Raw genomic sequence first — 14,442 nt, forward strand, 5'->3', positions numbered from 1 at the left:
TGGAAGCCTTGTTCTTTACTAAGAACAAGGCTTTTTTACATTATTAGAATTTGTAAGTAATACCAGCTCCTAGTATTTGTTTCACTTGTAGATCAGATTTTTTGCCTACTTGAACTCCATTTTCTATTTTAGGAAGTTTGGTGTTATCATCATATATTAACTGTACACCTGCATTTACTGTAATCCATTTGTTCACCTTCATATTTAGATTGGCCGTATAGTCAATATCTACATTTTGTGGCTTCTCTAAATAGTTGGAATAAAGTTTTAGGATATTTTCAAAAGTAACATTCTCCATAATTTGTGTTTTATAATAGGCATCAAATGAAGCACCAAATTCTACGCGTGTATTTTTTCCAGGATCCAGTCCATAATTTGGCGCTAGGCTATCATTCTTAACAATAACAAAGCGAACGGCTGCGGGAGACAAGTTAAATTTTAAATTATCTGATTTTTTATAAGCTATACCGGGACCAAAGCTTAAATAGGCAGGAGCAAAGGCCTCTGATAGCAATTTTTTATTTGCGGATGTATAATCATAACCCTTGGCAAATTGGGTGTTAAAATTAAGAAAAAAGGTGTACAGCCAATGTTCTTTAGCTTGGTAACCCAATAAACTGTTTAAAGATAATCGGTCGTCATTTTTTCTCCAATCTGTTTCCTTTTGAAAAGTTTGACCATAAGCTGCAATTACTTTATTATCCCAAGACCATTTTTCTTTTTTATAGTTGAAGTCATAATTTAAGATTATGTTGCCTGCGAAAGAATTGACTCCCCCGGCAGCCCAATTCGAGAATGAACTTTGGTTAATCAGAAATGTGTTCTCTCCATGCATGGTCCAATTCTTTGTCGAATCAACTTGTGCCTGACCTTTGTTAATTATTAGAAAGATGGCTGTAAACAATAAAAGTTTTATTTTATTCATATTTCATTTTTTTAAGTCTAAAAGCTTAAACACAAAGCCAACTTAGATTGTTTAGTTAAAGTCAATATTTTATTATTAAACAATCAAAAAAAACAACCTTTGTCTAGAAGAACACTGTTTTTTGCAAACAATATGATGTGTATTAAGAATCACTATTCTTAAAAAAGTAATTGCTCAGATCTAAATAGGAATTAGAAAAGGAGGTCATATGGAACTGTTTGTGATCAAGATGATTATTTGATTGTTGTGCTAGTTTTTTATTAGGGGAGAGGGTTTGGTCGTAATCCGATGTCTGAAAAATAGGATACAGATTGATGCATCATTTACTTGTGAGTCGATTTGGCAGCAGGTGTTAGGACTTTGATAGAAATAGGGTAGCTTTAACTGTTCCAAATCTAGCATATTAAACAAAGTTAATAGTTCGCTTGTTTAATAATTGGAACTTTTATTACAAAATAATCAAAAAATAAGTCATTTTTGTAGAAAGAGAATGATTTATGAAAATAACTTTGTTGTGCATTGGGAAGACAGATGATAAATATTTGATTGAAGGAATTGAAAAATACTTGAAACGATTAAAGTTTTATATAACCTTCAATCTCGTAGTTATTCCAGATATCAAGAATAGTAAAAATCTAACGAAAGAACAACAAAAGGAAAAGGAAGCACAACTTTTGCTGAAACATATTAATTCTTTGGATACTGTTGTTTTACTGGATGAGTTTGGGAGGGAGTATCGTTCTTTGGAATTTGCTTCTTATTTGGAAAAGAATATGATTCAGAGTACGCAGCATCTTATCTTTGTTATAGGAGGGCCTTATGGTTTTGATGATCAGATTTATCAGCGTGCTAATCAGAAAATATCATTATCAAAGATGACATTTTCGCATCAGATGATTCGTTTGTTTTTTGTTGAGCAGACCTATCGCGCATTTTCAATTTTAAAAGGTGAGCCTTATCATCACGAATAATTGTGGAATTAATATAATTTATGCATCAATTAAAGAAAGGAGTTACATATGTTACCAAGTAAAAGAGATTATCACTTTAAGAGCGATGATAATAATTCAGGAGTCACTAAGATTATTATTATTGTTTGTATTATTATTGTATTGCTTTTGGCTTATTTTGTCTAAACGATTTATAGCACGAACTTTTCACAAGAGGTTCTATTCTTCGTTTAGAGCCTCTTTTAGTTTTAGTGATTTGATTATAAATGCGTAGAGATCCTGTATAAAAGTATATATTTTCAATATAATTTTTGAAGCAATGTAAGTTCCTGCACTTAAGTGTCTGGACTTTTATTAAAACAAAATAGGCGATACCGGGAGTATCGCCATAAAATCACACTAACTATTAAAATACCTATAGAACTAGGAATTTGCAAAATTCAGTATACCAAAGTTTTACTTTTTTAAATCTGGAATAGTCTTAACAAAATAACTTATTAGGTTCCTTCTATAAAAGGTAATTTTTTTATTGGTATACGTAAATTTAATGTTTTTTTTTATAAATACAAATTTATTTTATATCCTTATAAAAAATATTCCATGCCATTTGGTCGGTTTTGAATGTTAGATTAATTTCTTTCAAGTTTTCTATTTTTACCCATCTAAAAGATTGCGCTTTACCATCTTCATATTCCTGGCCTTCAAAGTCAAATTCTTTTTTTGTGGTTCGGATCTGAATGGGGGTGCTGTTTTTGATTAAATAATATATTGAAATAATCTGACTGTCATTAAAGCTTGATTTTTCATAAAAATCAGTTGTATAGATGTGTGATAAGATTTCAATATCAAAGTTGCATTCTTCTTGATATTCTCTTTTTAGGGCATCAATAAGTCCTTCTCCGTATTCTAAACCACCTCCAGGAAATTTGGTGAACGATACATTTTCAGTTTTCTCATCGCTGATGAGTACTTCATTATCATCATTAATCAAAATTCCATATACTCTTACATTAAAAGGAAACATGTGCTATTATTTTATTTTTTTGATAAATCTTTAAGATAAATATTTTTGAATTCCACAGGCTGACCTTCGCTTTGCAAGGCTATAAATCCTTGTTTTAGCTTTTTGCCATCAATTTTTATTCTTGGGTCATACCTATTTGCCACTCCGCCACCTATCGTTGGCTGGCTATATTGAAGGACAGTATCCCCATTAATGATATGTGTTATCAATGAATCACCATGTACGATCAATTCTGCTTTGACCCATTGATCTCCATCATATGTTTTAGAGGTTGATTCTAGACAATGTGATTCCAATTTTTTTCCTTTATAGACGATATCTGTTCCTGGAGAACACATATTGCCGGTTGGTCTCGGGTTTCCATCGCTTAACCCTCCTAAAAATTGCATTTCAACTGAGATTGGCCAATCCTGCTCTTTAGGCATCGTTCTTGGATCTTGTGAATGAAACATAAGTCCGCTATTCCGTAAGGTATAGGATGGTGCACCCTTTTGTAAATCTCCATAGAATCGATATTCTAGCTTAACGTGATAATCTGAATAGGGCGTTTTATAATAAAGATGTCCATATTGCTCATTAAAATCACCATAGCTATCGTAATTGACTTGTATTACACCGTCTTTTACTCGGAAGGTATTGGCAAAGTTTACATCAACATCATGATGGTGTATTTTCACAATCCAATTATCAAGATTTCTTCCGTTGAACAGACTGATCCACCCGTTCTTATTTTGATTTTTTGAATGATGCTGTGTAGCACAGGCAGCAGACAGTGCTAATAAGCCGATCGGCAATATATATTTGAGTTTCATCATTATAAAGGCATAAAACCATTTTCAACTGTTTGCTCGTCTATACCCATGTAGGAATAATGCCTCGGTAAAAACCAAGATATAGATGCCATAATTTGTTTAAAATCTTGCTCAGTCTGAAACATAGCTGGTGTAATATTAAAAACTAAATCCTGACTTACCAAAGTTTCATCATCATAATTTCTTGCTATCAACATAATTTTGGGTTCTTTGATCCCCATGTTTACTAAGTATTCTCTCAAATTATGGCGTAAGTCTTTTGGTAGAATTGTTTCTGAAGGTTGTCCCACTAAGATTTTTTCATCTTTATCAATGTGAGCCTCTTCCGTTTTTTTTGAAAAAATAGACTCATCAGAATAGAATTCATTATTTAAGGAATAGTTGACTAGGTCACCATATGAGAAGATCCAGTCTGGTTGCTCTTGATGCGTATTAATAGCAAGCCCCATACCTTTTTTGAGAAGGAATGATTTCAATTTATGTTTGATCACAAAAGCTTGAAAATTTTGATCTTTCGGTGCATTTTCTAATTGAAAATAAGGATATCCATCAGGACCTATGATTAGTTCTGATGCTGCCAGCTGGAAGGTTGACTCACCTATGTTGTCTAAAAATTCTGCTACCCATTTTTCATCACGTTCTTTAAACGGAATCTCCAGTAAAGAATTAATATTGATAGTTTTTGAAAGATCCCCTAGCAGATTTTCATTTGAGTTTTCACTGTCGTTAAATAAATGTACCGTACTCATATTAAATTTCGATCATTATGATAATTAGTAAAAATAGACATTTTATTAGGAATGGGATATAAGGATGTGCAACAATTTCGATTCCTTATTTTTTTTTCTTCTTAGCTGTTTTGACTTGACTTGTGGAAATCATTTGTTCCCAGGTTAATATATAAGGGTGCTGGTCGTTTATTTTTATTTGTCTATTTAATGATAATTGTAATTGGATCCACTTGTTATTGTCTTGTGCGTCGCAAAAGGTATAAGCTTTACCTGTTGTCATACTTCTTCCTGTTCTCCCAATTCTATGCGTGTATAAGGAATCACTATCCGGGACTTCGTAATTTATTACCATGGGAAGGTTTTCGATATCTACTCCTCTAGCCAGTAGGTCTGTGGCAACAAGTATCTGAATTTCTTTTGATTTAAAAGCCGTTAATAGTTGCGTTCTATTTTTCTGCGCTTTATCTGCGTAAAGCCCTTCGGCGACAATTCCTTCTTTTTTTAAATCCGCTACGATACGATCTACTGCATGTGTTGTTCTGCTAAAGATCAGTATCTGTTCTTCCGGGTTTAACTCGATTAAGTACTTGATCAGATTTTTTTTATTGGTTCTGTCTACATAAAATACACTTTCTTCGATCGTGCATTTCTTCACTTCCTTTTCTATTTCAATTTTAATTGGATTTTTCAACGTTTTATTCACAATTTTCAAAATATCTTTAGGAAGTGTAGCTGAAAAGTAAAGGCTTTGTTTTTTATTTGGTAAATGCTTTAAAATTTGATTTACTTCTTTAATAAAACCTAGCTGTAATAACTGATCAAACTCATCTATAACCAGCGTTTTAATAGTATTACATGTAATTTTCCCTTGGTCAATAAGATCTAAGATACGGCCAGGGGTCGCTATAAGTATAGTAGGACTTTGCAATAGTCCTGCTAGCTGCATATCATAAGCCTGTCCTCCAACAAGTGTGATGGTTGTAACGGGGTAGCTTTGAATGAGCTTATTTATACGGCTTTGTGTTTGCAACGCTAATTCTCTTGTAGGATTTAATATAAGTGTCTGCTCCTGTAATGTAATTTCTTGTGTGAAATAGCGATGTAAGATGGGTATTGTAAACGCTTCGGTTTTTCCTGTTCCTGTAGGAGCAATCGCAATAAGATCTTTTTTATTTAGTATATGAGGAATCACAAGTTCTTGAACGGATGTCAGGATTGTGAATCCTGATTGCTCTAAGATGGATAAAAGACTTGAATGAATATTAAGATCTTGAAATTTCAAAGTTTTGATGTTTTATTTTACCAAAGATAAGATTTAGTGACTAAATTGATAATATTCTTTAGTAGAGTAGCTATAAGCTAATTGTAAGTGCTAATTCCGTTAAGCAATTATTTATATTGTTTAAATAGCTATCTCCAATTATTTATTAATGTTAATAATGATTATTTTAGAATATTATTTTTATTAAATTTGTTGGAAACTGAAAATATAATATGTTGGAAACCACATTAGACCAAGGCAGTGATTTAAATTCGAAATTAAGTTTTGATGACTTTAGAAAGATCATTGTTGAAGATTATAGGGTTGCAGTAGAGAGCAGATATGTTAGTCTATTGGGACGTAAGGAAGTCTTAACAGGAAAAGCAAAATTTGGAATTTTTGGAGATGGGAAGGAACTGGCGCAGATTGCAGTGTCTAAAGTATTTCAAAAGGGTGATTGGCGTTCCGGATATTATAGGGACCAAACCTTGGCCTTTGCAAGTGGAATGACCTCAATTTATCATTTTTTTTCGCAATTATATGCTCATCCTGATGTTGAGTATGATCCTTCTTCTGCGGGGCGTCAAATGAATTGTCATTTTTCAGTCCGTGTTATTGATGAGGAAGGTAATTGGTTGGACCAAACGAAGCAAAAGAATACTTTCTCAGATATTTCGACTACTGGCGGGCAAATGGCTCGTATCTTAGGTCTTGGCCTAGCTTCAAAACTGTATCGTGAGAATCCGAATTTATCTTATTTAAAGTATTTTTCTAATGGGGGTAATGAGGTTGTCTTTTGTTCTGTAGGTAATGCGTCAACTTCAGAGGGAGTATTTTTCGAAGTTGTCAATGCTGTAGGTGTTAAACAGATTCCTGTTGTTATTTCGATATGGGATGACGGTTATGGAATCTCGGTTCCGAATGAGGTGCAAACGACTAAAGGGGATATCTCCGAAGTTTTGAAAGGATTTCAGAAGGAAGATGGATCTAACGGTTTTGAGATATTTAAAGTAAAAGGCTGGGATTACCCAGGACTTTGTCAGGCTTATGAGCGAGCTGCAAAATATGCTAGGGAGCACCATACGCCTTGTATTGTTCATGTTATCGAGTTGACTCAACCACAGGGGCATTCTTCTTCTGGTTCTCATGAACGTTATAAGTCGAAAGAGCGTTTAAACTGGGAGCTTGAGCATGATTGTATTGCTAAAATGCATCAATGGTTGATTGATTCGGATATTGCAACTGCTGAGCAGTTGAATTTAATTGATGAAGAAGCGAAGGATTTCGTGAGGAAGGAGCAGAGACGTGCCTGGTCTGATTATAATAAAGCTTTAGCTGTTGATGCTTCACAGGCTATTGGACTTTTAAGTCAAATTGATGACGAACTGGTCGAATTACCTTTAAAACAATTGCAATCTTTAACTGAACCTTCTTTGAAGGAGGTTTATAGTACTGTCCGCAAGGTTATTCGTGAACTGAAAGGGAAGGATATTGAAGGTAAAGGTGCTTTATTGGCTTGGTATAAACTTCAACAAGGGGTAAATGAATCCCGATATAATTCGAAATTATTTACCACAGGAGTTGATGGTCCGGAAAATGTCCAAGTTATCGCCCCTCAATATTCTGATGATGCTAAATTTATTGACGGCCGGGAAGTTCTTAACTTATGCTTCGAAGAGAATTTCCGTCGAGATGAGCGCTTGTTAGCATTTGGTGAGGATGTTGGTAAAATTGGTGATGTAAATCAAGGGTTTGCTGGTCTACAAGAGAAGTTTGGAGAACATAGAGTATTTGATACTGGAATTAGAGAGAATTCTATTATAGGGAAAGGAATTGGATTGGCTATTAGGGGACTTAAGCCTATTGCTGAAATTCAATATTTAGATTATCTTCTTTATGGTATTACGGTGGCGAGCGATGACTTGGCGAGTTTGAGTTATCGTACGTTTGGGGGACAGAAAGCGCCTGTTATTATTCGTACTCGTGGTCATCGTTTAGAGGGTATCTGGCATTCGGGTTCCCCAATGTCTATGATCTTGGGGACTTTAAGGGGGTTGCATATTTGTGTTCCTCGTAATATGACGCAAGCTGCTGGAATGTATAATACTTTGTTTAGATCCGATGAGCCTGCTCTTGTGATCGAGTGTTTAAATGGTTATCGTTTAAAAGAACGTTTACCAGATAATATTGGTGACTTTACGATCCCGATTGGTTATGCTGAGTGCATTAGAGTAGGTGCTGATATTACTGTTGTTTCATATGGTTCTACTTTACGTGTGGTCGAAGAGGCTGCGATGGAACTGGATCGATTGGGCATCAGTGTTGTAATTATTGATGCTCAAACTTTACAGCCTTTTGATAAAGCTCATTTATGTGCTGAATCGTTAAAAAAGACGAATAAATTATTGGTTGTGGATGAGGATGTCCCTGGTGGTGCATCGGCATTTATAATGCAGCAAATATTGGAGGATCAAAATGGTTATTATTTATTAGATAGTCAGCCTAGAACGTTGAGTGCTAAAGCACATAGGCCTCCTTATGGCTCTGATGGTGATTATTTCACAAAACCTTCGAGCGATGATATTGTGGAAACTGTCTTTGAAATGATGAACGAAGGTAATCCGGATAAATATCCCTCACTATTTTAGTCAGTGAGGGATAGATACTTTTATGAGAATTGAGCGGCAGCACCAATAATTGCCGCCTCTTCTCCTAGAATTGCAGTTTTTATATTATATGCTTCTACTTGATTTTTCTTTTGACCCAATAGTATAGGTAGTGCTTTTGCAATATTTCCTCCGATTACAAAGTCTATACAATTATATTTTTTACTGAAGAAATCAAGAAAATCCAATAAATGGATGCTATATTCCTCACATAATATGCTAAAGGCAGGGTTTTGTTGATGCTCATTGATAATTTGTTTAAGTCCCGTTACTTCAATATCTGTAAGTTCCTTAAACCGTTTTATAAACCATCTGGTTACTAAAAACTCTTCAAAAATTAAATCTTTATATGGTGTGTTCCAAAGATCGGCATCGAAAGATTTTTCTCCTTTGTTCCAGACTGCTGAACCGAGACCTGTACCTAAAGTGATTCCTAAAATTCTTTCTTTTGTATTTAGATGTTGAGCAAAAACCTCTCCTTGCAAAAAAGCCGCGGCATCGTTAATGAAATGAATATTTTGTTCTGGAATTCCTATTAATGTTGCCAACGGGGTTTTGACATTCATTTTATATAGGTCATCATATTTGCTTTGTCCAGTCATCATAGACACACCATTTTCATAATCGAAAGGGCCAGGCATTGCTATTCCAATGTGTTTTACCATAGATCCAGCAGCTTCTACGCAACTGTTAATTGTGTTTGCCCAAGTAAGGAAAATCGATTTAGCATTTTCTTGCGAAAAAACGTGGTTTCTCACCACGTTATTCGGAATAATTTTCCAATCTAATTTATTTACTATAGCGGCGCTAATATGTGTGCCGCCGATATCCACTCCTAAAATGAATTCACTTTTATCTGACATTTTTGTAACTAGATTGTTTTAATAAATGATCAGCAATAACTAATGCAGCCATTGCCTCAACAATAATAACAGCTCGGGAAACTACACAAGGATCATGTCTTCCTTTTCCTTGAACTGTAGCTTCATTACCATTTGAATCAATTGTCTGTTGATCTCTCATAATAGTAGCAACAGGCTTGAAAGCTGTTTTAAATGTGATGTCCATACCATTTGAAATACCACCTTGTATTCCTCCAGAGAAATTGGTATGGGTTTTAGTACGATGGATATCATGTTCTTCAGATACAAAAAGATCGTTATGCTGTGAACCTAGTAATTCAGAGCCAGCAAATCCTGATCCATATTCGAAACCGTGTACGGCATTGATGCTCATCATTGCCTTAGCTAGATCCGCATGTAATTTGTCAAAAACAGGTTCACCCAATCCGACTGGTACATTTCTAATAATAGTTGAAATGCGTCCTCCTACAGTATCACCTGATTTACGAACAGCATCAATGAATTCAATCATTTCATTCGCTGTAGCAGGATCAGCACATCGTGCAATATTAGATTCTCTCAAATCTAACAATGCTTCTAAATCTTTTGTATCTAAATTTGGAGATTCAATTTTGCCAACACCTGATACGTGCGCAAATATTTCTATTCCATGTTGTTTTAAAAAGGATTTGGCAATTGCTCCTGCGGCAACTCTAGCTGCAGTTTCTCTAGCCGATGAGCGACCTCCACCTCGGTAATCACGATGACCATATTTCATATGATATGTATAGTCTGCGTGTGATGGTCTAAAGATATCTTTTATATGTGAGTAATCTTTCGATCTTTGATCTTCGTTTGGGATAAGTATGGCAATAGGTGTTCCTGTAGACTTGCCCTCAAATACGCCAGAAAGAATTTGTGCTGTATCACTTTCTTTGCGTTGTGTGGTTATTTTTGATTGACCGGGCTTACGTTTATCAAGTTCTGCTTGGATAAAGTCCTCATCAATAGCTATATTTGGAGGACAGCCATCTAAAATAACACCAATCGCTTTTCCGTGAGATTCCCCAAAAGTGCTAATTCTAAATAAATCGCCAAATGAATTTCCTGCCATGATTTAATATAATTTCTATAAATATAGGTAAAACCGCAATAATAGGAGCATTATTGCGGTATTTTTTGCTAAGTAATAATAAATTTGTGCTCAGCTAAATGTTTCCAGAAGTCTGGATAAGATTTTTCGACAACCTGTGGTTCCTCAATATTAATACTTTTGAATATTAATGCAAGTGGGGCAAATGCCATTGCCATTCTATGATCTTCATATGTGGCGAAAGAAACAGCTGTTGGTTCGAAGACTTCATCAGTTTTGATGTGATAAGTGGTTCCATCTTCGATCAATTTTGCTCCGAATTTAGCAATTTCTGTTTTTAAAGCTAAAATTCGATCTGTTTCTTTAATTTTCAATGTTTCTAAACCTGTAAGTGATATATCGCGTCTTAATGCAGCCGCTATAACTACTACTGTCTGTGCTAAATCTGGGCATTCTTTCATGTCAAAAAATGTTTTCCCAGAAGGTTCACTTATTTTTGTAAGGTGTAAACCATCTTGTTCAAAAGCTGAGGCAACACCAAAGTGGCTCATAATTTCAACAATTGCTATATCACCTTGTAGACTACTTTTTTTCAATCCGGGAAGTATGATCGATCCTGAATTAGAAAGTGCTACTATGGCATACCAATAAGACGCCGCGCTCCAATCAGGTTCGACATAAATCGTTGCTTCCTTTGTTTCTTGATTTGGAATATGAATGGTATTATGCAACCATTCGTATTGAATACCAACTTCTTTCAACATATTCAACGTCATGGTGACATAAGGTCGTGAAGTAAGTTCGCCTTCAATTTCAAGTGTTAAACCTTTTTTTAAGGATGCCGCAATGAGCAATAGAGCTGAAATATATTGACTGCTAATATTTCCCTTAATTGAAATTTTATCCTTACTCTGAATCATGCCACCTTCTATATGAAGAGGTGGGAAGCCAGATTTTGCTTCGTAATGAATATCAGCTCCGATAGTCTTGAGCGCGTCAACTAAAATACCGATAGGTCTTTGTTGCATACGTTCTGAACCGGTTAGAATGAAATTTCCTTTAATCAGATTAAGATAGGCTGTTAAAAAACGCATTGCGGTCCCTGCGGGTCCAATATCAATTTTGGTTAGTTCAGATTGCGTATTGGTAGCTAGCAGAAGAGCCTTCTTTAGTGTAACTGTATCAAAAGCTTGCGAAAGATTTTCTATTTGTACTTTCTCTTTTCCCAATGCTTGAATAATAAGGGCACGGTTGCTTTCTGATTTTGAACCAGTAAGTTGAACCGTACCATTAATACTTTTAGATGGGTGAGTAAGTGTAATCACCTGTTGACTCATTATGCCTCCGCAGTAGGTTGAGTATTCATGATTGCATTCTGTTTACGAATTGATTCATTATGAATTAATTCTAAGAATTTAACTGCAAAATCATTGCTCAAAGTTAATGCTTCAGCGAGCTGCGTGCGTTTTTGAACGATTTCGTCCCAACGGTTAACTTGTAAGATTGTGACACTATTATCACGCTTGTATTCGCCAATTTTTTCAGCAATTTTCATACGTTCACCAATTTTTTGAATAATTAGATCATCTAATTTATCGATGCTTGTACGTAATTCTGCTAATTTATCTTCAAAAGCTTGATTATCTGAGTCTGCTTTACGTAAGTTTAAGTGATCAATTAAATCAGCCAAAGCCGCTGGAGTAACTTGTTGTTTTGCATCAGTCCAAGCAACTGAAGGGTCAATATGTGATTCAATGATCAATCCTTGTAAATCCATATCCATTGCTTTTTGAGAAATGTACGGCAACAATTCACGGTTACCACAGATATGGCTTGGATCGTTGATAATTGGCAAATCAGGACATAATGATTTTAATTGAATCGCAAGATCCCACATTGGTTCGTTACGGAAAGCTGATTTTTCGTAAGAAGAGAAACCTCTATGAATAGCTCCTAATCTTTTGATTCCCGCACGGTTAATACGCTCTAAAGCACCAAACCATAATGATAAATCAGGGTTTACCGGGTTTTTAACGAATACAGGGATATCTACTCCAACTAATGCATCAGCAATTTCTTGCACAGTAAATGGGTTTGCAGTAGAGCGCGCTCCAATCCATAACACATCTACGCCAGCAGCTAATGCTTCTTCAACATGCTTCGCTGTTGCAACCTCTGTCGCTGTCAATAATCCTGTCTCTGCTTTTGCTCTTTTCAACCATTCTAAACCAATAGAACCAATACCTTCAAATTCTCCTGGACGAGTACGTGGTTTCCATATACCTGCACGTAAGATGTTTACTTTACCAGTATTTGCTAATAAATGCGCTGTTGAAACCAATTGATCTTCTGTTTCAGCACTACAAGGTCCTGCTATGATTAAAGGCTTGTCTCCTGTATCTAACCAAGATTTTAAAGGGACGATATCTAATGTGTTTTTCATTATTATGTAATTTTATTTTTTTAGTGGTTATGAAGTTATCATGATCATTTTTCGTTACTTTTCGAGCGCTTTAGGCCATGATGATTTCAATATCTATTGTGAGTTTTATTTTTTACTTTTTATTTACTAGAACTTATATGCGGTCATTTTTTACATATTCACCCATAATATTAAAATTGATGCTGTGTTTTAATACTTTACGAATAGCAGCGTCATAATCTGATTGCTTTTTCCATTCCACATCAACGAAAAAATCATATTCATTTCTTTTTCCTATGACAGGCATAGATTGGATTTTACTTAGGTTAATATTTTGATCAGCAAAGCATTGTAAAATCGAAGCTAAAGAACCTACCGAGTTTCCTGTTTGAAAGGATAAAGAAGCTTTATTTGCACTTGCTTGTTCTTCGACATCATTGGATAACACTAAGAATCTCGTACTATTTTTTTTGTTAGTTTCAATCTTTGCTTCTAATATATTGAGACCATACGTTTTTGCAGCAAGTGTACCTGCAATAGCAGCAGTGTCAGTTAATTTTTGATTTGCCACTTTTGCTGCTGAAGCCGCTGTATCTGAACTTTCTGATATTTTAACATCTGGTAATTCCTGCAAGAACTCTTCGCATTGGCGAATGGCCATTTGATGCGATTCTATGAATTTTATATCAGCAAGTTTAACTCCTGGTAAAGCCAATAAATTTTGATGAATGCTTAAGGCAATTTCACCTACAATGTTGAATTTATAATCTCTCAAAAGATTATAATTGGGTAAGATACTTCCCGCAATTGAGTTTTCAATAGCCATTACAACATAATCAACTTTTTTCTGCTTTAATAATTCGCAGGTTTTTTTAAAAGTATCGCATTCTATCGTTTCGATGTCTTCACCGAAGTACTTAAATGATGCTTCTTCATGAAAGGAAGCTTTTACTCCCTGTATTGCAATTTTTAAACCCATTGTTTGTTTTATATGTTCTTAGAAAAAGCAAAAGTTCCGATTGTTGATCGGAACTTTTGCTTTTTAATATCTTGTGATAATTACAAATTCGTCCCTGCTCTTATTGTCTAAAATAAAAGTAATTGAAAAAATATGTAGTCGTCGTTTTCATTATTTGTTCGTTTCGATATTTCAAATATACGGATGTTTTTTATAAATGCAAGATAAAAATTAAATATTTTTTTAGTCGTAATTTTATGTGTTTTTTAATGAAAAAAACAGCTATTTTTTTATCTGTTTTTTATGTAATTTTTTATGTGCTTTTTGTGTTTGATATCCTTGTTTATTTTGTTTAAATGCATATAAATTATAATATAGATTATTTTTTTATGAAAAAAATCGGTTTATTTTGTCTCTTTTTTAAGTTTATTTTTGTGTTTTTTTTAAGTTTATTTATGTTATATTTTTGTTTTAAAAACACTATTTTATGTCATTAATTTGGTGGTTTATTTGTGTTTTTGTTTAGAATATATCGAAAATTAAGCTGAAAATTTTCAACATTTAGTCTCCGCAATGAGTTGATTAGGTATATCAAGGTGTGTTGCTTGTCATACGATCACTATTTAAGTTATGCATAAATAGAAGTCTATGTTATCGGAGATATTTCTCATATGACGGAACATAAAAACTACATCAATGACTAAGGCTGGATAGTGAGTAAGCTGTATCGCTGGAAAATTGCTAGCTAATTTTGATAC

Annotated in this window: 12 protein-coding genes; 2 read left to right on the plus strand and 10 right to left on the minus strand. The window is 34.4% G+C overall.

What is annotated here, in order from left to right; translation table 11 throughout:
- Positions 1–43: 43 nt before the first annotated feature.
- Positions 44–925: a DUF3078 domain-containing protein gene (locus HCX49_RS14150; RefSeq protein WP_168127444.1), complete on the minus strand. Its 882-nt coding sequence runs from the start codon at positions 923–925 to the stop codon at positions 44–46.
- A 497-nt stretch (positions 926–1,422) separates the two neighbouring features.
- Here HCX49_RS14150 and rlmH point away from each other — a divergent pair, with 497 nt between their 5' ends.
- Positions 1,423–1,896, plus strand: a complete 474-nt coding sequence (gene rlmH, locus HCX49_RS14155; protein ID WP_132842155.1) for a 23S rRNA (pseudouridine(1915)-N(3))-methyltransferase RlmH — start codon at positions 1,423–1,425, stop codon at positions 1,894–1,896.
- Positions 1,897–2,446: 550 nt separating this feature from the next.
- Here rlmH and HCX49_RS14160 read toward each other — a convergent pair.
- From HCX49_RS14160 to HCX49_RS14175, 4 genes are all read right to left on the minus strand, one after another.
- Positions 2,447–2,899: an NUDIX domain-containing protein gene (locus HCX49_RS14160; RefSeq protein ID WP_021191207.1), complete on the minus strand. Its 453-nt coding sequence runs from the start codon at positions 2,897–2,899 to the stop codon at positions 2,447–2,449.
- A gap of 11 nt (positions 2,900–2,910) precedes the next feature.
- Complete coding sequence (locus tag HCX49_RS14165; protein ID WP_237682805.1) at positions 2,911–3,714, minus strand: DUF1080 domain-containing protein; 804 nt, start codon at positions 3,712–3,714, stop codon at positions 2,911–2,913.
- Positions 3,714–4,460: a hypothetical protein gene (locus tag HCX49_RS14170; RefSeq protein WP_132772619.1), complete on the minus strand. Its 747-nt coding sequence runs from the start codon at positions 4,458–4,460 to the stop codon at positions 3,714–3,716. Before HCX49_RS14170 ends, HCX49_RS14165 begins: the two co-directional genes overlap by 1 nt.
- Before the next feature lie 85 nt (positions 4,461–4,545).
- A complete protein-coding gene (locus HCX49_RS14175; protein ID WP_168127445.1) occupies positions 4,546–5,724 on the minus strand; it encodes a DEAD/DEAH box helicase in 1,179 nt (392 codons plus the stop codon).
- Positions 5,725–5,936: 212 nt separating this feature from the next.
- On the opposite strand from HCX49_RS14175, the gene HCX49_RS14180 reads away from it, so the two are divergent.
- Positions 5,937–8,351 carry a thiamine pyrophosphate-dependent enzyme gene (locus tag HCX49_RS14180; RefSeq protein WP_168127446.1) on the plus strand — a complete coding sequence of 805 codons (2,415 nt, stop codon included), beginning with the start codon at positions 5,937–5,939 and terminating at the stop codon, positions 8,349–8,351.
- Positions 8,352–8,371: 20 nt separating this feature from the next.
- Here HCX49_RS14180 and HCX49_RS14185 read toward each other — a convergent pair whose 3' ends face one another.
- From HCX49_RS14185 to HCX49_RS14205, 5 genes are all read right to left on the minus strand, one after another.
- Entirely contained in the window at positions 8,372–9,232 is an 861-nt protein-coding gene (locus HCX49_RS14185; RefSeq protein WP_021191202.1) for an ROK family protein, read from the minus strand.
- Positions 9,222–10,325 (minus strand): chorismate synthase, encoded by a 1,104-nt coding sequence (aroC, locus tag HCX49_RS14190; RefSeq protein ID WP_132842160.1) that lies wholly within the window; start codon positions 10,323–10,325, stop codon positions 9,222–9,224. The genes HCX49_RS14185 and aroC overlap by 11 nt, the downstream gene beginning before the upstream one ends.
- Before the next feature lie 68 nt (positions 10,326–10,393).
- Positions 10,394–11,641, minus strand: coding sequence for a 3-phosphoshikimate 1-carboxyvinyltransferase (gene aroA, locus HCX49_RS14195; RefSeq protein WP_132772626.1), 1,248 nt, complete (start codon positions 11,639–11,641; stop codon positions 10,394–10,396).
- Positions 11,641–12,747 (minus strand): chorismate mutase, encoded by a 1,107-nt coding sequence (locus tag HCX49_RS14200; protein WP_021191200.1) that lies wholly within the window; start codon positions 12,745–12,747, stop codon positions 11,641–11,643. Before HCX49_RS14200 ends, aroA begins: the two co-directional genes overlap by 1 nt.
- 133 nt (positions 12,748–12,880) lie before the next feature.
- Entirely contained in the window at positions 12,881–13,705 is an 825-nt protein-coding gene (locus tag HCX49_RS14205; RefSeq protein ID WP_132772628.1) for a prephenate dehydratase, read from the minus strand.
- Between the last annotated feature and the right edge of the window lie 737 nt (positions 13,706–14,442).

The sequence above is a fragment of the Sphingobacterium sp. B16(2022) genome (assembly GCF_012030425.1).
Taxonomy (GTDB): domain Bacteria; phylum Bacteroidota; class Bacteroidia; order Sphingobacteriales; family Sphingobacteriaceae; genus Sphingobacterium; species Sphingobacterium anhuiense.